This window comes from Pseudomonas sp. RIT778 (genome assembly GCF_019718735.1).
In the GTDB taxonomy this organism is placed as follows: Bacteria; Pseudomonadota; Gammaproteobacteria; order Pseudomonadales; family Pseudomonadaceae; genus Aquipseudomonas; species Aquipseudomonas aphyarum.
This window is the reverse complement of the sequence record NZ_JAIHBA010000001.1, coordinates 233,933-254,104: the sequence shown is the minus strand read 5'-3', so window position 1 is coordinate 254,104 and position 20,172 is coordinate 233,933. Positions and strand designations below refer to the sequence as shown.

General features: G+C 61.3%; 22 protein-coding genes. 17 read left to right on the top strand and 5 right to left on the bottom strand.

Annotated elements, in window-relative coordinates; translation table 11 throughout:
• The 9 genes from K5E37_RS01240 to K5E37_RS01200 form a co-directional block, all read left to right on the top strand.
• On the top strand, window positions 1-346 hold a 346-nt coding region (locus K5E37_RS01240), incomplete at its 5' end, for a chemotaxis protein CheB (RefSeq protein WP_311776176.1).
• Between the two features lie 48 nt (window positions 347-394).
• Window positions 395-1,396, top strand: coding sequence for a PleD family two-component system response regulator (locus tag K5E37_RS01235; RefSeq protein ID WP_039769610.1), 1,002 nt, complete (start codon window positions 395-397; stop codon window positions 1,394-1,396).
• A gap of 106 nt (window positions 1,397-1,502) precedes the next feature.
• A protein-coding gene (gene prfB / locus K5E37_RS01230; protein ID WP_102621447.1) for a peptide chain release factor 2 occupies window positions 1,503-2,598 on the top strand; the annotation gives its coding sequence in 2 pieces (ribosomal slippage) (window positions 1,503-1,574 and window positions 1,576-2,598; 1,095 coding nt in all).
• Window positions 2,599-2,667: 69 nt separating this feature from the next.
• A complete protein-coding gene (gene lysS / locus K5E37_RS01225; protein ID WP_221532931.1) occupies window positions 2,668-4,170 on the top strand; it encodes a lysine--tRNA ligase in 1,503 nt (500 codons plus the stop codon).
• A 118-nt stretch (window positions 4,171-4,288) separates the two neighbouring features.
• Complete coding sequence (locus K5E37_RS01220) at window positions 4,289-4,993, top strand: TetR/AcrR family transcriptional regulator (protein WP_011332647.1); 705 nt, start codon at window positions 4,289-4,291, stop codon at window positions 4,991-4,993.
• A gap of 145 nt (window positions 4,994-5,138) precedes the next feature.
• Window positions 5,139-5,693, top strand: a complete 555-nt coding sequence (locus K5E37_RS01215; RefSeq protein WP_221532930.1) for a hypothetical protein — start codon at window positions 5,139-5,141, stop codon at window positions 5,691-5,693.
• A gap of 33 nt (window positions 5,694-5,726) precedes the next feature.
• Window positions 5,727-7,004, top strand: coding sequence for a flavohemoglobin expression-modulating QEGLA motif protein (locus tag K5E37_RS01210; RefSeq protein WP_129974054.1), 1,278 nt, complete (start codon window positions 5,727-5,729; stop codon window positions 7,002-7,004).
• Window positions 7,005-7,184: 180 nt separating this feature from the next.
• A complete protein-coding gene (locus tag K5E37_RS01205; protein ID WP_127797039.1) occupies window positions 7,185-8,099 on the top strand; it encodes an alpha/beta hydrolase in 915 nt (304 codons plus the stop codon).
• Window positions 8,096-8,425 carry a hypothetical protein gene (locus K5E37_RS01200; protein ID WP_221532929.1) on the top strand — a complete coding sequence of 110 codons (330 nt, stop codon included), beginning with the start codon at window positions 8,096-8,098 and terminating at the stop codon, window positions 8,423-8,425. Before K5E37_RS01205 ends, K5E37_RS01200 begins: the two co-directional genes overlap by 4 nt.
• Before the next feature lie 68 nt (window positions 8,426-8,493).
• Here the strand turns inward: K5E37_RS01200 and K5E37_RS01195 are convergent, their stop codons facing one another.
• The 3 genes from K5E37_RS01195 to K5E37_RS01185 all read right to left on the bottom strand — a co-directional run bounded on the left by K5E37_RS01195 (window position 8,494) and on the right by K5E37_RS01185 (window position 10,459).
• A complete protein-coding gene (locus K5E37_RS01195; RefSeq protein WP_085609173.1) occupies window positions 8,494-9,288 on the bottom strand; it encodes an OmpA family protein in 795 nt (264 codons plus the stop codon).
• Between the two features lie 55 nt (window positions 9,289-9,343).
• Entirely contained in the window at window positions 9,344-9,748 is a 405-nt protein-coding gene (locus K5E37_RS01190) for a DUF4398 domain-containing protein (protein ID WP_007954708.1), read from the bottom strand.
• A 366-nt stretch (window positions 9,749-10,114) separates the two neighbouring features.
• Window positions 10,115-10,459, bottom strand: a complete 345-nt coding sequence (locus K5E37_RS01185) for a hypothetical protein (RefSeq protein ID WP_011332654.1) — start codon at window positions 10,457-10,459, stop codon at window positions 10,115-10,117.
• A 214-nt stretch (window positions 10,460-10,673) separates the two neighbouring features.
• On the opposite strand from K5E37_RS01185, the gene ppc reads away from it, so the two are divergent.
• The 7 genes from ppc (at window position 10,674) to K5E37_RS01150 (ending at window position 17,985) form a co-directional block, all read left to right on the top strand.
• Entirely contained in the window at window positions 10,674-13,304 is a 2,631-nt protein-coding gene (gene ppc, locus K5E37_RS01180) for a phosphoenolpyruvate carboxylase (RefSeq protein ID WP_221532928.1), read from the top strand.
• Window positions 13,305-13,592: 288 nt separating this feature from the next.
• A complete protein-coding gene (gene adk, locus K5E37_RS01175; RefSeq protein ID WP_085609174.1) occupies window positions 13,593-14,243 on the top strand; it encodes an adenylate kinase in 651 nt (216 codons plus the stop codon).
• Between the two features lie 94 nt (window positions 14,244-14,337).
• Window positions 14,338-15,012: a tRNA (adenosine(37)-N6)-threonylcarbamoyltransferase complex dimerization subunit type 1 TsaB gene (gene tsaB, locus K5E37_RS01170; protein ID WP_007954718.1), complete on the top strand. Its 675-nt coding sequence runs from the start codon at window positions 14,338-14,340 to the stop codon at window positions 15,010-15,012.
• 255 nt (window positions 15,013-15,267) lie between these two features.
• A complete protein-coding gene (locus tag K5E37_RS01165) occupies window positions 15,268-15,576 on the top strand; it encodes a hypothetical protein (protein ID WP_007954720.1) in 309 nt (102 codons plus the stop codon).
• Window positions 15,576-16,436, top strand: a complete 861-nt coding sequence (locus K5E37_RS01160; protein ID WP_221532927.1) for a DUF72 domain-containing protein — start codon at window positions 15,576-15,578, stop codon at window positions 16,434-16,436. Before K5E37_RS01165 ends, K5E37_RS01160 begins: the two co-directional genes overlap by 1 nt.
• A gap of 32 nt (window positions 16,437-16,468) precedes the next feature.
• A complete protein-coding gene (locus K5E37_RS01155; RefSeq protein WP_221532926.1) occupies window positions 16,469-17,290 on the top strand; it encodes an oxaloacetate decarboxylase in 822 nt (273 codons plus the stop codon).
• Between the two features lie 2 nt (window positions 17,291-17,292).
• Window positions 17,293-17,985 (top strand): extensin family protein, encoded by a 693-nt coding sequence (locus tag K5E37_RS01150; protein WP_221532925.1) that lies wholly within the window; start codon window positions 17,293-17,295, stop codon window positions 17,983-17,985.
• Window positions 17,986-17,989: 4 nt separating this feature from the next.
• Here the strand turns inward: K5E37_RS01150 and K5E37_RS01145 are convergent, their stop codons facing one another.
• A complete protein-coding gene (locus tag K5E37_RS01145; RefSeq protein WP_115076694.1) occupies window positions 17,990-18,604 on the bottom strand; it encodes an energy transducer TonB in 615 nt (204 codons plus the stop codon).
• A 93-nt stretch (window positions 18,605-18,697) separates the two neighbouring features.
• On the opposite strand from K5E37_RS01145, the gene K5E37_RS01140 reads away from it, so the two are divergent.
• Window positions 18,698-19,480 carry a class I SAM-dependent methyltransferase gene (locus tag K5E37_RS01140; RefSeq protein ID WP_129974048.1) on the top strand — a complete coding sequence of 261 codons (783 nt, stop codon included), beginning with the start codon at window positions 18,698-18,700 and terminating at the stop codon, window positions 19,478-19,480.
• A 45-nt stretch (window positions 19,481-19,525) separates the two neighbouring features.
• On the opposite strand, the gene K5E37_RS01135 is transcribed toward K5E37_RS01140, so the two are convergent.
• Window positions 19,526-20,161: a TetR/AcrR family transcriptional regulator gene (locus tag K5E37_RS01135; protein WP_085609178.1), complete on the bottom strand. Its 636-nt coding sequence runs from the start codon at window positions 20,159-20,161 to the stop codon at window positions 19,526-19,528.
• Window positions 20,162-20,172: the final 11 nt, after the last annotated feature.

Sequence of the window (20,172 nt, the reverse complement as noted above, 5' to 3'; positions counted from 1 at the left end):
GCTGGCCGGCACCAACCACCATATTCGCTTGCTCAAGAACGGCACGCTGGCCTACACCGCCGAGCCGGTCAACGAGATCTACCGCCCCTCGATCGACGTGTTTTTCGAAAGCGTTGCCAATTACTGGAACGGTGACGCAGTAGGGGTTTTATTGACAGGGATGGGACGCGACGGGGCTCAAGGGCTTAAGCTCATGCGCCAACAGGGTTACCTGACCATCGCGCAGGATCAGCAGAGCAGTGCGGTGTACGGCATGCCCAAGGCTGCCGCAGCCATCGACGCGGCCGTAGAAATCCGTCCACTGGAAAAGATAGCGCCACGATTGCTGGAGATTTTCCCCAAATGAACACATCCATCCGCAATCCTGGCCCCCGCAGCACTCAGGTGACCGCCCATGAATGACTTACAGATCGATGACATCAAAACCGACGAGAACGCCGCCATGGTGTTGTTGGTGGACGATCAGGCGATGATCGGCGAAGCCGTGCGCCGTGGGCTGTCGAATGAAGAGAACATCGACTTCCACTTCTGCTCCGACCCGCATCAGGCCGTGGCCCACGCGGTGCGGATCAAGCCGACCGTGATCCTGCAGGATCTGGTGATGCCCGGCCTCGACGGCCTGAGCCTGGTGCGCGAGTACCGCAATCACCCGGCGACCAAGGACATTCCGATCATCGTCCTGTCGACCAAGGAAGACCCGCTGATCAAGAGCGCGGCGTTCTCCGCCGGGGCCAACGATTACCTGGTGAAACTGCCGGACAACATCGAGCTGGTGGCGCGTATCCGCTATCACTCGCGCTCCTACATGACGTTGCTGCAACGGGACGCGGCCTACCGCGCGTTGCGGGTCAGCCAGCAGCAATTGCTCGATACCAACCTCGTCCTGCAACGCCTGATGAACTCCGACGGCCTGACCGGATTGTCCAACCGCCGGCACTTCGACGAATACCTGGAACTGGAATGGCGCCGCTCGCTGCGCGACCAGAGCCAGTTGTCGCTGCTGATGATCGACGTCGATTACTTCAAGTCCTACAACGACACCTTCGGCCACGTCGAAGGCGACGAGGCCTTGCGCAAGGTCGCCACGGCGATCCGCGAGGCCAGTGCCCGGCCGTCCGATCTGCCGGCGCGTTATGGCGGCGAAGAATTTGCGCTGGTGCTGCCCAACACCTCGCCGGGCGGGGCCCGACTGGTGGCGGAAAAGCTGCGCCAGACGGTCGCGGCGCTGAAGATTCCGCACAATGCCCCCGCTGAAGGCTCGAGCCTGACCATCAGCATCGGCCTGGCAACCATGGTGCCGGAGTCGGGCAGCGACTGCCGGCTGCTGATCTCGGCGGCGGACCGCGGCCTGTACCTGGCCAAGAACAACGGGCGCAATCAGGTGGGGATCGAATGAACCATCAGGTTCATTCGCCTCAAGAGCCGCCAGACGGGCTGCCGTGACAGCTTGATTACGTTATACTCGCCGGCTTTCAAAAGTTCGCCAACGAGTGCTGCCCGTCATGGAAATCAACCCGATCCTGAACACCATCAAGGACCTGTCCGAGCGCTCCGAAACTATTCGGGGGTATCTTTGACTACGATCAAAAGCATGAGCGTCTGATCGAAGTCAATCGCGAGCTTGAAGATCCTGCAGTCTGGAACAAACCTGAATACGCCCAGGAACTGGGCCGCGAGCGCGCTGCGCTGGCGCAGATCGTCGATACCCTCGACGAACTGAACGGTGGCCTGGCCGATTGCCGCGAGCTGCTGGACATGGCCGTTGAAGAGAACGACGAGGGCGCGGTCAACGACGTCGTCGAAGTCCTTCAAGGTCTCGAAGAGTCCCTGTCCAAGCTCGAATTCCGCCGTATGTTCAGCCACGAGATGGACCCGAACAACGCCTACCTGGACATCCAGGCCGGTTCCGGCGGCACCGAAGCCCAGGACTGGGCCAACATCCTGCTGCGCATGTACCTGCGCTGGGCCGACAAACGCGGTTTCGACGCGACCATCATGGAGCTGTCGGCCGGTGAAGTCGCCGGGATCAAGGGTGCGACCGTGCACATCAAGGGCGAATACGCCTTTGGCTGGCTGCGTACCGAGATCGGCGTGCACCGTCTCGTGCGCAAGAGCCCGTTCGACTCCGGCAACCGTCGCCACACCTCGTTCTCCGCGGTTTTCGTCTCGCCAGAGATCGACGACAAGGTGGAAATCGAAATCAACCCGGCAGACCTGCGGATCGACACCTATCGTTCCTCCGGTGCCGGTGGTCAGCACGTAAACACCACCGACTCGGCCGTACGTATCACCCACGTACCGACCAACACCGTGGTGAGCTGCCAGAACGAACGTTCCCAGCACGCCAACAAGGACACCGCCATGAAAATGCTGCGGGCCAAGTTGTACGAGCAGGAAATGCAGAAGCGCAACGCGGCGTCCCAGGCGCTGGAAGACACCAAGTCGGATATCGGCTGGGGTCACCAGATCCGTTCGTACGTGCTCGATGCGTCGCGGATCAAGGATCTGCGCACCAACATCGAACGCAGTGACTGCGACAAGGTGCTCGACGGCGACATCGACGAATACCTGGAAGCCAGCCTGAAATCGGGCCTGTAAGCTTTCACCCGACCTCAAGTCCCCCGTCATCGGCGGGGGCAACGAACCTGTGATGGAATATTTAAAGACATGAGCGACCAACAACTCGACCCGCAAGCCCTGCAACAGGAAGAAAACTCCCTGATCGCCCTGCGCAAGGAAAAGCTTGCTGCCGAGCGCGCCAAGGGCAATGCCTTCCCGAACGACTTCCGCCGCGAAAACTACTGCGAAGCACTGCAGAAACAGTACGCGGACAAGACCAAGGAAGAGCTGGCAGAGGCTGCGATCCCGGTCAAGGTTGCAGGTCGCATCATGCTCAACCGTGGCTCGTTCATGGTGATCCAGGACATGACCGGTCGCATCCAGGTCTACGTCAACCGCAAGACCCTGTCCGAAGAAACCCTGGCCGCGGTGAAAACCTGGGACATGGGCGACATCATCGCCGCCGAAGGCACCCTGGCCCGTTCCGGCAAGGGCGACCTGTACGTCGAGATGACCAGCGTGCGCCTGCTGACCAAATCCCTGCGCCCGCTGCCGGACAAGCACCACGGCCTGACCGACACCGAACAGCGCTACCGTCAGCGCTACGTTGACCTGATCGTCAACGAAGACGTGCGTCAGACTTTCCGCGTCCGTTCGCAAGTGATCGCGCACATCCGCAGCTTCCTGATGAAGCGCGACTTCCTCGAAGTCGAAACGCCGATGCTGCAGACCATTCCTGGCGGCGCCGCAGCCAAACCGTTCGAAACCCACCACAACGCGCTGGACATGGAAATGTTCCTGCGTATCGCGCCGGAGCTGTACCTCAAGCGTCTGGTGGTTGGCGGCTTCGAAAAAGTGTTCGAGATCAACCGCAACTTCCGTAACGAAGGCGTTTCGACTCGTCACAACCCTGAATTCACCATGTTGGAGTTCTACCAGGCTTACGCCGACTACGAAGACAACATGGACCTGACCGAAGAACTGTTCCGCGAACTGGCGCAGCTGGTTCTGGGCAGCACCGACGTGCCGTACGGCGACAAGGTGTTCCACTTCGGCGAGCCGTTCGTGCGCCTGTCGGTGTTCGACTCGATCCTCAAGTACAACCCCGATCTGACCGCCGATGACCTGAACGACATCGACAAGGCGCGCGCCATCGCCAAGAAGGCCGGCGCCAAGGTGCTGGGCTTCGAAGGTCTGGGCAAGCTGCAGGTGATGATTTTCGAAGAGCTGGTCGAGCACAAGCTGGAACAGCCGCACTTCATTACCCAGTATCCGTTCGAAGTGTCGCCGCTGGCCCGTCGCAACGACGACAACCCGAACGTCACCGACCGCTTCGAGCTGTTCATCGGCGGCCGTGAAATCGCCAACGCCTACTCCGAGCTGAACGACGCGGAAGACCAGGCCGAGCGCTTCATGGCGCAGGTGGCCGACAAGGACGCCGGCGACGACGAAGCCATGCACTACGACGCCGACTTCGTTCGCGCGCTGGAGTACGGCATGCCGCCAACGGCCGGCGAAGGTATCGGCATCGACCGTCTGGTGATGCTGCTGACCAACTCCCCGTCGATCCGCGACGTGATCCTGTTCCCGCACATGCGGCCACAAGCGTAAGTGTTTCAATAAAAAAGCCGCCTGAAATGGGCGGCTTTTTATTGCCTGTCTGGTACAAACGTATCAAATGGTTAATTTTGAAGAAAACAACAGAGGTATGCCTGTCGTGATCGGTGCAATGGCTCAAGAGGGTGCAGCGGGAATCGCCACTGCGGTCGCTGAAAGTGTTCAGTACCAGGGCCGCAAGGCCAGCCGGCAGGGCAGTGAACAGCGTCGACAGGACATTCTCGATGCGGCGATGCGCATTGTCGTGCGCGACGGTGTGCGGGCCGTGCGTCACCGTGCGGTGGCGGCCGAGGCCGGTGTGCCACTGTCGGCCACCACGTATTACTTCAAGGACATCGATGACCTGCTCACCGATACCTTCGCCCAGTACGTCGAACGCAGTGCGGCCTACATGGCCAAGCTGTGGATCAACAACGAAGGCCTGCTGCGCGAAATGGTGGTCAGCGGTGACGGCAGCCCGGAGTCGCGGTCGCAACTGGCCGACGATATCGCGCGGTTGATGGCCGACTACGTGCACCGGCAACTGGTCAACCGGCGCGAGCATTTGATGGCCGAACAGGCGTTCCGTCAGGAAGCACTGCTCAACCCGCGTCTGGCGGAACTGGTGCGTTCCCACCAGCAGATTCTGTTGCAGGGCACCTGCCAGTTGTTCCAGGTATTGGGCTCGCGCGAGCCACAGCAGGATGCCAAGGTGTTGACGGCGATTATCGGACGGATGGAATATCAGGGCCTGCTCAACGACGCCGAGCCTTTGGCCGAAGAGGACATGCTCGGCATTCTGACGCGCTATATGCACCTGGTACTCGCGTCGGTCTGATAGCCGGCCGATGGAGGTCCCTTGTGGGAGCGGGCTTGCTCGCGAATACGGTGGGTCAGTCAACTGAAGTGTTGAATGTGAAACCGCTTTCGCGAGCAAGCCCGCTCCCACAGGGGAAGGTGTTTCAGGTTCTAGGGAGTGTCGAATGAAAGCCTGGCGTGGCGTGCTGATCGCCTTGTCGTTCCTGCTGCTCAGCGGATGTCTGGTGACCTTCAAGGAGCCGCTGCCCGCCAGTGAACCGGCACCCAAGGGCCTGCTCGGCCAATGGTCGAGCACCAATGCCTGGGGCGAGCCGATGAATCTGGAGCTGACGCGCCTGGGCAACGATCGCTATCAGGCGGTTGCGTACTTCAAAGCTAAACCCCGCGAGCGTGAAGCCTATCCGTTCACAGTGTCGCGCCACGGCAACCGCTGGTACCTGTCGGCGAAGGTGCCGGCGCAATACGGCGGGCACTTCACCATTGCCGGTTTCGAGATCACCGACAAGCGCGAACTGGTGATCTACAACCTCGACCTCGAACAGATCAACCAGGCCATCGCCCAGAAGACCCTCGACGGCCAGGGCTTCCAGACCGATGACGGCGAGGGCGTGCAGGTCGACAGCCCGCTTGAAAAGGTCTTTGCTTACCTCGACGACCCGGCCAATTCCGACGTTTTCGTCGAAGCGGCGCGCTATCAGCATCAGGTCAAAGCCAAATAATTCAGTTCGTCATGTTTTCTACAGGAGTTTCGGGTGGACGATTACCAGCAGACGATACGCATTCTGTCCGATCGCATAGTGCTGGCGCAGACGCCGATCCGCGTGCTCGACGCGGTCAAGTGGGACGAGAACATCCGCAAGGGCTTCCTCAAGGCCAAGGGCAAGGAATTGCCGGCGGTGGATCGCGACTACTACCTCAACCGGCCGCTGTCCTTCGATTCGAGCAAGGTCAAGCTGGAATTCCAGAACATCGAGCGCGACATCACCCGCCAGCTCGGCCAGTTCAACCCGGTCGGCCAGATCATGCGCCGCATGTGCAAGGAATACCGGATGGTGGTGCGCATGCTCGAAGCGCGCGGCACCGAGGATTTCGGCCTGATCTCCCAGGAACTGTACGGCGCCGCGTCCGACGCGTTCCACGCCGGTGACCCGACCCTGGCCGACCTCGGCCTGATGATGTCGGACTATCTGAACAACATCGACGGTCGTGGCGATCTGAAGGACGAACCGAAGACCCTTACCGCCAAGGACGCCGTTCACCTGTTGCAAACCCGCCTGAACAAGGTGTTCGGCGAGGCCGAGGAAACCATCCGCGTGTTCGAGTCCGACGGTATCGTCGCCGATGCGGCGGCGGGTGCCGACTACATCAAGATCCGCACCGACGCGATGTTCAACGACCGCGACGTGCGGGCGCTGGAGGTTCACGAAGGCCTGGTGCACGTCGGCACCACGCTCAACGGCTTGAACCAGCCGATCTGCACCTTCCTGTCCAAGGGCCCGCCCTCGTCGACGGTGACTCAGGAAGGCCTGGCGATCCTGATGGAAATCATCGCGTTCGCTTCCTACCCGAGCCGCCTGCGCAAACTGACCAACCGCACCCGCGCCATTCACATGGTCGAGGAGGGCGCGGATTTCCTGCAGATCTTCGAGTTCTTCCGCGAGCAGGGTTTCGAGATGGCGGAAAGCTACGGCAACGCCAGTCGGGTTTTCCGTGGATCGACGCCGACCGGTCTGCCATTCACCAAAGACTTGTCCTACCTCAAGGGCTTCATCATGGTTTACAACTACATTCAGTTGGCCGTGCGCAAGGGCAAGCTCGAACAGATCCCGCTGTTGTTCTGTGGCAAGACCACGCTTGAGGACATGCGAACCCTGCGTCAGCTGGTGGACGAAGGTCTGGTGGTGCCGCCCAAGTACCTGCCGGACCAGTTCCGCGACATGAACGCGCTGTCGGCGTGGATGTGCTTCTCCAACTTCCTCAATCACTTGAGCCTGGACCGGATCGAGGCGGATTACTCCAACATCCTGTAACAACACCGATTGATCGTTCCCACGTTGATCGTTCCCACGCTCTGCGTGGGAATGCATCCCGTGACGCTCCGCGTCACAGTGGACGCGGAGCGTCCATGGCGGCATTCCCACGCGGACGGTTCGACGCCTCGACGTGGGAACGATCTAATTCCAACTCAAAATTTTGCGAGGTTTCACCGGATGAGAATCCTCGGCATCCTTTGCCTGCTCCTGACCCTCGGCGGTTGCAGCTCCTTGCTGTTCTATCCCGAGCCCGGTCAGATCTTCACCCCGGAAAAGGCCAAACTCGAATACCGCACCGTCACCCTGACCACCGCGGACGGCCTCAAGCTGAACGCCTGGTGGCTGCCGGCCAAGCCCGGGGTCGAGGTCAAGGGCACGGTGCTGCATCTGCACGGCAACGGCGGCAATCTGCCGATGCACCTGGGCGGAAGCTGGTGGCTGCCGAAAAACGGCTATCAAGTGCTGCTGGTGGACTATCGCGGTTACGGCTTGTCCGAGGGCGAACCGAGCCTGCCGGCGATCTATCAGGACATTGATGCCGCCTTCGCCTGGCTGGACAAGGCGCCTGAGGTCAAAGGCAAACCGCTGATCCTGCTCGGCCAGAGCTTGGGTGGTGCAATGGCCGTGCATTGGCTGGTGCAACATCCGGAAAGACAAAAACAGCTCAAGGCCCTGGTGCTCGACGGTGTGCCTGCCAGTTACCGCAGCGTCGGCCAATACGCCCTCAGCACTTCGTGGCTGACCTGGCCGTTTCAGGTGCCGCTGTCGTGGCTGGTGCCGGATGGCGACAGTGCGATCAACGCGATGCCGCAGCTCAACGGCGTGCCGAAACTGATCTTCCACAGCCTTGACGATCCTCTGGTGCCCCTTTCCAACGGCATCCGTCTGTATCAAGCTGCGCCGCCACCGCGCGTGCTGCAACTGACTCGCGGCGGCCATGTGCAGACCTTCGGCGATCCGGTCTGGCGTCAGGTGATGCTGCGCTACCTTGACGATCCCGAACACTTCAACGGCCTGCGCCGCCTCGGCGAGATCCCGAATTATCCGACACCCCCGAATTCTGAAGACGAACCACCAGAGAGTCCGCAATGAGTGAAGAACGTAACGCCATCCCGCTGATCATCACCGGCATCTGCAGCATCCTCGGCACCGTCGGCGCCCTGTGGTACTACGGCTACCTGCACTTCGCCAAACCCGAGGATGCGTTGCTGCTCAACGAATTCACCATGCTCAAGACCATTCCCGGCGAAGAATACAAAGTCTCCCTGACCCCGGCGCCGCAAGTGGCGCAGTGCATCGATGGCGTGCTGGTGCTGTTCGACACCGAACAGAAAGGCCTGACCGGGGTGCTGGTCAACAGCCAGAAAAAGGCCGTGCGCTGCATGGGCCAGGAGACGCCGCAGAAGCTCGAAGAGTAAATCTGCGTCAGACAAAAAAAGCCCCGCCTGATCACTCAGGCGGGGCTTTTCATTTACCGCTCAGCAAATCAGTGCGTGGTCGAGCTCACGGCCGAACGCGGTACCACTGGCTGGTTGTCGTTGGAAATGGTCACTTCCACCCGACGGTTCATGGCACGGCCCGAGACGGAAGTGTTATCCGCTACCGGGTATTCCTTGCCGTAACCCTGGGCAACGATGCGCGACGGATCGACGCCCATCTTGATCAGTGCAACCTGCACTGAAGTCGCGCGACGCTCGGACAGCGACTGGTTGTAGTTCGCGGTGCCGGTGCTGTCGGTGTAGCCCTCGACGATCACTTTGCGATCAGGGTTTTCCTGGAGGAACTGCGCCAGTTTGTTGATGTTCACCAGACCGCTGGATTTCAGGTCGGCCTTGTTGGTGGCGAACAGCACGTCACCGAAGGTCACCAAAGTACCGCGATCGGTCTGCTTGGCGTTGAGGCTGTCCTGCAGCTGCTTGATCTGCTGATCGCGAGCGTCCAGACGGGCCTGGGCACGTTGGGCGGCGGCGTTCTTCAGATTGGCTTCAGCGGTACGCAGGGCGATGGTCTGCTTGGCCACTTCCACGCGCTGGTTGGTCAGATAGGCCAGTTGGTCGACCTTGTGCTGGTCTTCCTTGTCCAGATAAGCCTTGTCGGCCTTGTCCAGGTAATCACTGGCATCCTTGGTTTCCAGCGCTGCCACTTTGCTGGCCTGCGGGTTGGCCTGCAGGCCGGCGTAGTTGGTGCGCGCCTGTTCCAGGTTCGGGTTCGGCGGCGTCGAGCAGGCAGCCAGGGCAACGCTTGCGGCCAGGAGAGCGGGGATCATCAGTTGTTTACGCATAATCGTTCGTCCTTTCTATCGATAAGAGTTTCAGCCTTGCGGTCGGGATGCGCGCTTACTGCACGGTGCGCTGACTTTCCTGACGCAGTTCCTGAACACCTTTCTGGGAATCCTTCACAGCTTGTTCGGCTTTCATCGCTTGAGCCTTGCGTTCAGCGACGCGGGCGTCCCACTCGGCCTGTTCGGACAATGTGCGAGCCTCGTCATACTTCTTGTCGTGCATGGCGATTTCGGCTTGTTTGAGTTTGTCCTGCGCTTGCTTCATCTCGACGGCGGCGAATTCGGTACCGCCGGCGCTGACCGCGCTGTTGACCGCCGATTGAGTCACGGCGTACTGCTCGGTCGGTGGATTGCCGGCGCAACCGGCCAGCACGAAGCTGGTGCCGATGGCGAGAGCGGCCAGTTTCAGACCGCGCAGGTGGGAAAACGAGGTTTGGGTCTTCATGGTCTTCAACTCCATTGGTTAACTCCTTGAAAGCTTCGAAATCCATCCTGGTAGCGGAGCCGCAACCGTCATGTGCAAGTGCGTTTTGAAACGCTCGTTCCAGGCGTGGTTACCTGTTCCGACCGAAGGCATTTTTCAAAAGTTCAGAAAAGATGGCTCATCGCCAAAAAATATTCTGACCAATTGGACAAGGCTCTAAACCGGGAACTTTGACGGGGGAGAGTGGTACGCGCGGGGTAATAAAGCGTGCGTTTTTTGAGTCTGAACACAGTCAATGTGGGAGCGAGCTTGCTCGCGATAGCGATGGATCAGTCACCACTACAGTGCCTGACATACCGCTTTCGCGAGCAAGCTCGCTCCCACGTTTCGATTTTTGTTGTGTCAGTGTTTCTGCTTGCCGGCAGCCGCCGACAAGTCGTGCAGATGACGCCGCGACAATGCGAGAAAACGCGGGGTCGGGCCGACATCTTCATACAACGGATCGCCTTCCTCGTCGGTGGCGACCACGGTCGAACCTTTCACATACGGCAGGCTCGCTTCGAACTCTTCGAGGGCGGCGCCGATCAACTCACCGAGCAGCTCTTCGGCGTGGCGTTTGGGGTACATCTCGGCGATCGCCGCCAGCCGTGCGGCAGCTTCCACATCCAGATGAATCGTGTAGCCGGTATCGGTCAGGCGACCCTTGGCGGTTTCTTCCCAATGCTGGGCGAGTTCACGGATTTTCATAAAAACCTCATGTCGCACCTGCTCATGGCAGGTCTTGGTGAGTGTCCGGCGTCAGCCGGCGGCAAGCCGTTGTGCGGCTTACTGTTGAGACTAGCTTCAACCCTCAAGGTTTAAAGTCCCTTCGTCGTCTGCTTGTAAGAAGCGTCCCAGAGCGGCACTCTCTGTTCATCCACTCACTTGCGATCCGTCACCGATTACTGCTGGAGAGATGCTGATGACCGATATTGATGCACGCTTGCGCGAAGACGTTCACCTGCTCGGTGAGCTGCTGGGCAACACCATCCGTGACCAGTACGGTGAGGCGTTTCTCGATAAGATCGAGCAGATCCGCAAGGGCGCCAAGGCCGACCGGCGCGGCTCGATGGACGCCGAACTCAGCGCCAGCCTCAATCAATTGAGCGAAGACGAACTGCTGCCGGTGGCGCGGGCCTTCAACCAGTTTCTCAATCTGGCGAACATCGCCGAGCAGTACCAGCTCATCCACCGCCGGGAAGAGACCCAGGCCGCGCCGTTCGAATCCCGCGTGCTGCCGGAACTGCTCGCCCGCCTGCGCAACGAAGGGCACAGCGCCGAATCCCTGGCCCGGCAATTGGCGCGGCTGGAAATCGAACTGGTGCTCACCGCGCACCCGACCGAAGTGGCCCGCCGCACGCTGATCCAGAAGTACGACGCGATTGCCGCGCAACTGGCGGCTCAGGATCATCGCGACTTGACCACGGCCGAACGCGAGCAGATCCACAACACCCTGCAACGTTTGATCGCCGAAGCCTGGCACACCGAAGAAATCCGCCGCACCCGGCCGACTCCGGTGGACGAAGCCAAGTGGGGTTTTGCGGTGATCGAACACTCGCTGTGGCAGGCGATTCCCAATCATATGCGCAAGGCCGATCAGGCGCTGTTTGCGGCCACCGGTTTGCGCTTGCCACTGGAAGCTGCGCCGATCCGCTTCGCTTCGTGGATGGGCGGCGACCGTGACGGCAACCCGAATGTGACAGCTGCCGTGACCCGCGAAGTGCTGTTGCTGGCGCGCTGGATGGCGGCGGATCTGTACCTGCGTGACGTCGATCACCTGGCGGCCGAACTGTCGATGCAGCAGGCCAGCAAAGCGCTCAAGGCTCGGGCCGGCGACAGTGCCGAGCCGTATCGTGCGGTGCTCAAGCAATTGCGCGAACGGCTGCGCGCCACGCGTAACTGGGCCCATGCGTCGCTGACCGCTACTACGCCGGCCCCGGCGGATGTGCTGCACAACAATCGCGACCTGCTCGATCCGCTGGAGCTGTGTTTCAACTCGCTGCACGAATGCGGCATGGGCGTGATCGCCGATGGGCCGTTGCTCGATTGCCTGCGTCGGGCCGTGACGTTCGGGCTGTTCCTGGTGCGCCTTGATGTGCGTCAGGATTCGTCCCGCCACAGCGCGGCCATGACCGAAATCACCGATTACCTCGGCCTCGGCAAATACGAGGAATGGGACGAAGAACAGCGCATCAGCTTCCTGACTCGCGAACTGCAAAACCGTCGGCCGTTGCTGCCGGCGCATTTCAAACCCTCGGCCGATACCGCCGAAGTGCTCGCCACCTGCAAGGAAATCGCCGCCGCGCCGGGCGCTTCGCTGGGCTCCTACGTGATCTCCATGGCGGGTGCCGCTTCCGATGTGCTCGCGGTGCAGTTGCTGCTCAAGGAATCCGGCGTACTGCGGCCGATGCGCGTGGTGCCGCTGTTCGAAACCCTCGCCGACCTCGACAACGCAGGACCTGTGATCGAACGTCTGTTGCTGCTGCCGGGTTACCGCGCGCGGTTGCAAGGCCCGCAGGAAGTGATGATCGGCTATTCCGACTCGGCCAAGGACGCCGGCACCACGGCGGCGGCCTGGGCGCAATACCGGGCGCAGGAACGGCTGGTGGAAATCTGCCGCGAGCAGCAAGTCGAACTGCTGCTGTTCCACGGTCGCGGTGGCACCGTGGGCCGTGGCGGCGGCCCGGCGCACGCGGCGATTCTGTCGCAGCCGCCGGGGTCGGTGGCCGGACGTTTCCGCACCACCGAGCAGGGGGAAATGATTCGATTCAAATTCGGCCTGCCGGACATCGCTGAACAAAACCTCAATCTGTATCTGGCTGCCGTGCTCGAAGCGACCCTGTTGCCACCGCCGCCACCGACGCCTGAATGGCGGCATCTGATGGATGAACTGGCCGCCGACGGTGTCGCCGCTTACCGTGCGGTGGTGCGGGAAAATCCGCAGTTCGTCGAGTATTTCCGCCAGTCGACGCCGGAGCAGGAGTTGGGCCGCTTGCCATTGGGCAGCCGTCCGGCCAAGCGCCGTGCGGGGGGCATCGAGAGCCTGCGGGCAATTCCGTGGATCTTCGGCTGGACCCAGACTCGCCTGATGCTGCCGGCCTGGCTCGGCTGGGAAACCGCGTTGAGCAAAGCGCTGGAACGCGGCGAAGGCGAATTGCTCGGGCAGATGCGCGAGCAGTGGCCGTTCTTCCGCACGCGCATCGACATGCTGGAGATGGTGCTGGCCAAGGCCGACGCCGATATCGCGCAGTCCTACGACGAGCGTCTGGTGGAGCCGGAGTTGCTGCCTTTGGGTGCGCACTTACGCGACCTATTGTCGCAGGCCTGTTCCGTTGTCCTCGGCCTGACCGGTCAGTCGCAGCTACTGGCACATAGCCCAGACACCCTGGAATTCATCCGCCTGCGCAACACCTACCTCGACCCGCTGCATCTATTGCAGGCCGAGTTGCTGGCGCGTTCACGGCAGCAGAATGTCGAGCAGGGCAGCCCGGTGGAACAGGCGTTGCTGGTGTCTGTGGCGGGGATTGCCGCCGGTTTGCGAAATACCGGCTAAGGTTTTCTGCGTGGGGCGGGGCACCCCGGGCGAACCTCGGGTGCCGTTTATTGGCCGTGGGAAAAATGCGGTCAGGCGACAGTTAATGATGGGGTTGCGACTTGGGGAACCGCGTCGCAAGGTCGCGGCGGGCGCCGGTTTCTCCGACTTTTGGCGTCTTGTGTGGGCGCAGCCTGCTGTGTATCTTGATCAGCCTTTGGCCGTTTGGGCGGCCACGACCCGTTTTATGAGATTGGCCCCACGAGGCGAATCCGTTGTTTTTTATATAAAAAATTGAGGAGCACATCGATGCGCGTCATTCTGCTGGGAGCTCCCGGGGCCGGTAAAGGTACTCAGGCTAAGTTCATCACCGAGAAATTCGGCATTCCGCAAATCTCCACCGGCGACATGCTGCGTGCTGCGGTCAAGGCCGGCACCGAGCTGGGCATCAAGGCCAAGAGCATCATGGATGCCGGCGGCCTGGTGTCGGATGACCTGATCATCGCGCTGGTCAAGGACCGTATCGCTCAGGCTGACTGCGCCAACGGTTTCCTGTTCGATGGCTTCCCGCGCACCATTCCTCAGGCTGAAGCGCTGGTGACTGCCGGTGTCGAGCTGGACGCCGTGGTCGAAATCGCCGTTGAAGACGAAGAAATCGTTCAGCGTATCGCCGGTCGTCGCGTTCACGAGGCCAGCGGCCGCGTTTACCACATCGTCTACAACCCGCCGAAACTGGCCGGCAAAGACGACATCACCGGCGAAGAGCTGGTACAGCGCAAGGACGACACCGAAGAAACCGTGCGTCATCGCCTGTCGGTCTACCATTCGCAGACCAAGCCGCTGGTGGAGTTCTACCAGAACCTGTCCGCAAAAAACGGTGGCAAGCCGAAGTACAGCCATATCCCTGGCGTCGGTTCGGTTGAAGCGATCACCGCCAAGGTGCTTGAAGCGCTGAGCTGAAAAACCTGATCCGCTGCATCATCCACGGCCCGCTTGCGGGCCGTAGTTGTTTATACTGGCGCACTTTTTCCCCACCTGATTTACGGACACATCGATGAGCACCTTGCTGGCCCTGGACACCGCGACTGAAGCTTGCTCCGTTGCCTTGCTGCATGACGGCAAGGTCACGAGCCATTACGAGGTGATCCCGCGCCTGCATGCGCAGAAACTGCTGCCGATGATCCAGCAACTGCTGGCCGACGCCGGCACCACCCTGCAAGCGGTGGACGCCATCGCTTTCGGCCGTGGCCCGGGCGCTTTCACCGGCGTGCGGATTGCCATCGGAGTGGTGCAGGGCCTGGCCTTTGCACTGGATCGCCCGGTGTTGCCGGTGTCGAACCTGGCCGTGCTGGCGCAACGGGCTTATCGCGAGCATGGCGTGAGCCAGGTCGCGGCTGCCATCGATGCGCGGATGGATGAGGTGTATTGGGGCTGCTACCGCGAGACGGCCGGGGAGATGCGTCTGGTCGGCGCCGAGGCGGTGCTGCCGCCGGAAGTCGCCGCATTGCCGGACGATGCTTCGGGTGACTGGTTCGGTGCCGGCACCGGCTGGGGTTATGGCGAGCGCATCGCTGTAAACCTGAGCGGTTCCGATGCCGGCATGCTGCCCCATGCCGAAGACTTGCTGACCTTGGCGCGATTTGCCTGGGAACGCGGTGAGGCGATTCCGGCAGACGACGCCCAGCCGGTTTATCTGCGCGACAAAGTCGCCACCCCGAAAGCCCGCTGATCCATGTGAGATCCTGTGGGAGCGAGCTTGCTCGCGAATGCGGTGGGTCAGTCACCATCAATGGTGACCATATCCATGTTTTCGCGAGCAAGCTCGCTCCCACAAGTTCAGTGATTGCCTCAACAAAGCCAATCGTCCGTTTCTAACCCCTCGCTTTAAACCTTTTGTCTTTTATGTGTTCTAGTTATCACTCGGCGATTTGCTAAGTCGGTCAGGTGCCGCTAAATTGCCATCATCGATACCGAGCATGACTTTATGCGTATAGACGGCGTTTCCACTCATTCCTACCCCATCAAGCGCAAGCCTCGCAAAGGCAATCCGGCGCTGGATGAGTCCGTCGACGATATCGACGGCGAGCTGGAATTCCCGACCGAAGAGCAATTGGCTGCCCGTGCCGCCAAAGCCACCGCGCAACGCCTGAGCAATCTGCCCGCCCGCCAACAAGACATGATTTATCACCGCGCGATGAAAAAAAGCGTGGCCATGGCCCTGGCCAGCTACCTGAGCACCGCCGGTTTTGTCGATTGGGATGCAGACGTGCTGGGCCTCGATCTGTACATCTGATGGATCTGCCTTACTACCTTGGTTGCCCGTCCTGGAGCGAAAACGCCTGGCGCGAGTATCTGTATCCGGTAGACGCCAGGACCTCGGATTTCCTCGGACTCTATTCCCAAGTATTCAACGCTGTTGAAGGCAACACGACCTTCTACGCCAGCCCGTCGCCGGCCACCGTGCAGCGCTGGGCCGAGGTGATGCCGGAGCACTTTCGTTTCACCGCCAAGTTCCCCGGTGACATCAGCCACAGCGGCGACTTGCGCGATCAGCTGACTGCCGCCGAAACTTTCCTCCAGTTACTCAAGCCGCTCGGTGAGCGCGTCTCGCCAATGTGGCTGCAACTGTCGAAAAGCTTCACGCCGCACCGCTTGCCGGAACTCGCCGCATTCATCGATGCGCTGGATTGTCCGCTGGCGGTGGAAGTGCGCCACGAACAGTTTTTCGCCAAGGGTGAGAGTGAGCGACTGCTCAACCGGCTGTTGCTGGATCGCGGCGTTGAGCGCATCTGTCTCGATCCGCGCGCGCTGTTCAGTTGTCTGTCCACCGAATCGTCGGTGATCCACGCACAATCGAAAAAGCCCCGCGTACCGACGCGTCCGGCAGCGTTCACGCAATTCCCGCAGGTGCGCTTCATCGGCCATCCGGAGCTTGAGGCCAACGATCCGTTCCTGGTGCCGTGGGTGGCGAAGATCGCCGAGTGGATCGAAGAGGGCCGCACGCCGTACATCTTCCTGCACACCGCCGACAACCTCCTCGCGGCGAAGCTGGCGCAACGTTTTCACGCACAACTGATGCAACGTTTGCCTGGCCTGCGACCTTTGCCTGAGCTATACAGAGAACCCGCCGCCGAGCAACTTGGCCTGCTCTGAGGCGGATTCTTTTCCTGCCCAGGAGCCTGCCGATGGACGCCCAAGCCCGTAAAGCCGAAACTTTCAAAGCGCTGCACGAACGCCCCGGGATTTTCGTTATTCCCAATCCATGGGATGCCGGCTCCGCGAAGATGCTCGCCAGTCTCGGCTATCAGGCGCTGGCGACCACCAGCGCCGGTTATGCGTTCTCTCAGGGCAAGCCCGATGGCGGCCTGAGTCTCGACGATACGCTGGCCAATGTCCGGGCGATTGTCGCGGCCACCGATCTGCCGGTGGCGGTGGATCTGGAAAACGGCTTCGCCGACGCCCCGGCCGAATCGGCGCAAAGTCTGATCCGCGCAGCCGAGGCGGGCGCCGTGGGCGGCTCGATCGAAGATGCCACCGGCCGGGAAGACTCGCCGATCTACTGCTTCGAACACGCGGTGGCGCGGATCGAAGCCGCTGTCGCTGCGGTGCGCACCTTGCCGTTTCCCTTCATGCTGACGGCCCGTGCGGAAAACTACCTGCACGGCAATCCCGATATCAACGACACCATCCGCCGCTTGCAGGCCTTTGCCGAAGCCGGCGCCGACGTGCTGTACGCGCCGGGCCTGCGCACCGCCGAAGAAGTTCTGGCGGTGGTGCGCGCGGTGGCGCCGAAACCGGTCAATGTGTTGATGTCCGGCGGCTTGAAACTGACCGTGCAGCAGCTCGAAGAAATGGGCGTGAAGCGGATCAGCACCGGTTCGGCGCTGGCACTGGCGGCGTTCGGCGAGTTTTTCCGCGCGGCTGAAGAGATCCAGCAATCCGGCACGTTCACCTTTACCTCCCGCTCGATGCCGTACGCCAAGGCCAATCAATTCTTCAAGGGATGAGCATGGGGCGCTGGCTGCTGTTGGCAGGACTGCTGATCATCGGTGGCGGGCTGATCGGCGTCTGGCGCGGTTGGCTCGATGTGCCGCCGCAGTGGAACCCGTGGGCACCGCTGGACGTGCAGGCGACGCCCAACTGGCTCACGGGCTACAAGTTGATGCGCCTGCGCAGCGATCCGGCCTTGTGCGAGCAGGCATTGGGCAGCTCCGGCCTGCGGGTTTCGCCACAGGCCGACAGCCCCGATGCCAAATGCCCGTTGATCGGCGCCTTGCGCGTGCAGGGTGGCGGGGTGGGGCTCAGCAGCAGCTTTCTCGCCAGTTGCCCGTTGGCCGTGGCGTTTGCGATGTTCGAGCACCACACGCTGCAACCGGCGGCGCAGCAGGCCTACGGACAGTCGGTGGCGCGGGTCGATCACCTCGGCAGCTTCGCCTGCCGCAACGTCTACAACCGTGAGAGCGGCGCGCTCAGCCGCCATGCCAGTGCCGATGCGCTGGACATCGCCGGCTTCCGCCTGGCGGATGGTCGTGCGATCAGCGTGCTCAAGGACTGGCCGAAGCAAAATCAGGACGCGCAGTTTCTACGTCAGGTGCGCGATGGCGCCTGCGAGGCGTTCAGTGTGGTGTTGAGTCCGGACTACAACACAGCCCATCGCAATCACTTTCATGTCGATGTCGGGCGCTGGAGCGTGTGTCGCTGAGGGATCAGGCGGCGATGCGCAGGTTCTGCTGAACGATTGGGCGCACCCAGCCGTTATCGAAGTCCAGGGCTTTCTGCTGCTCGACGATTTCTTCCGGCGGGAATGGCGGGTAAGGCTGCAGCAGGTCCAGGTCGAACTCGGCAATCGGCAGGTACAGCGGTTTTTTCTGCGGGGCAGGGCCCGGTTCCGGAATCGGCTGGCCGTTGTTGATCACGACAGGACGAACCCAGCTGCTGTCGAAATCCTGCTGCTTTTGCTGAGTCTTGATTTCTTCTGCCGGGAACGGAGGGTACGGCTCGGCCAGTGTCATGTCGATTTCGGCGATCGGCAGGAACAGCGGCTCCGGCGGACGCACCTCGGTTTCCACCACATCGCATTCACGCTGGCTGATGATGTGCGCGTGCAGTTCGCTGCCGACGGTCGGTTCTTCAGGACTTTCCAGATCAACCGGCGGGAAAGTGCCGCAGGCCGGCACCACATCACTCGATTGTTCGGCCAGTGCCTGGGCAAAGAAATCCTGCCACAGGTGGCTGACGCCGCCCAATGCTTGAGTGTTATGACGGCTGAAGTCGCCTGTGGGCGAAATGTAGCCAATCGATGTGGGAAGAATGCCTGACATTTTTTTCGGTTGACGCTCAGCTCTGGCAAAATGCGCGTTGATTGGGTTATCGGCGGATTTTGCCGATCCTTAACTTTTTTGAGCGTGTTTTCCATGATTGAGCAACCCGCGGCCTGCCGCATCCATGTCGAGGCCCTCGGCCCGACGTTCGAAGCGCAGGCCGAGCAGTGGGCGCAGCGCCTGAACCTGCCGTTGCAGGTGGCTGACGGCGAGTTTGCCCTGCAGGTCGGCGAGCAGGGTTTGCAGCTGCAACAGCTGGGGCCGGATGCGCCGGGGCCGGTGCGGGTCGACTTCGTCGAAGGTGGCGCGGCCCATCGCCGGTTGTACGGCGGCGGCAGCGGGCAGATGATCGCCAAGGCGGTCGGCATCGCCCAGGGCGTGCGTCCTCGGGTGCTGGATGCGACGGCGGGGCTCGGGAAAGATGCGTTCGTGCTGGCCAGTCTCGGCTGCGAGATGAGCCTGATCGAGCGCCAGCCATTGATCGGCGCCTTGCTGGAGGATGGTCTGGCCCGTGCGGCGGAAGACTTCGATGTGGCGCCGATCGTGGCGCGGATGAAGCTGCTCAAGGGCAACTCCATCGACGTGATGCGCAACTGGGAGGGCGAGCCGCCGCAGGTGATCTACCTCGATCCGATGTTCCCGCATCGTGAGAAAACCGCGCTGGTGAAGAAGGAGATGCGCCTGTTCCGCCCGCTGGTAGGCGATGATCCGGATGCACCGGCGTTGCTGGAAGCGGCGTTGGCACTGGCCACGCACCGGGTGGTGGTCAAGCGCCCGCGCAAGGCGCCGTGCATCGAAGGGCCGAAACCGAGTCATGCGCTGGATGGCAAATCCAGCCGTTATGACATCTACCCGAAGAAAGCGCTCAAGGCCTGAGCCGTCGCATAAGAAAATCCCACGCATGGCGTGGGATTTTTGTTTTCAGGGTCGAAAGGCCCGCATGAACAGCCCGACCACTTCCTGCACATGACTTTCCGCTGCCTCGTCGGTCAGCGGCTCACCGCAGCCGTACAACAGGCGGAAATTCCCCGCGCCCTTGATCAGGCAAAAGAAGTGCTCGGCGGCGTTGTGCGGGTTATCGATGCTCAGCACGCCGGTTTCGTGAATCCGCCGCAGCAACCGTTCCATCCCCTGCACCATGCGCTGCGGGCCGGCCTCGAAGAAGATCAGCGACAGCTTCGGATCCTGACTGCCCAGCGCCATGATCAAACGATGCAGGTTCACCGATTCATCGCTGTTGATCAGGTGGTGAAACCCTCGCGCAATGTTCAGCAACACATTTTCCACCGCGATGCCGTCCGGCAATTCGAAGAACAGCGGCGGCAATTGCTCCTCGCATTTGGCCACCACGGCGGCGGAGAACAGCGTCTCCTTGTCGTTGAAATGGCTGTAGACCGTCAGCTTCGACACCCCGGCCTCGGCGGCCACCGCGTCCATGCTGGTGTTGGCATAGCCATGACTCAGGAACAGGATTTTCGCCGCCTCGAGAATCGCCTGGCGTTTGGCCGGATCCTTCGGTCGGCCCGGGCCGTTTGGAGTGGAAAGATTGTTCGACATTCTTCGCTTTT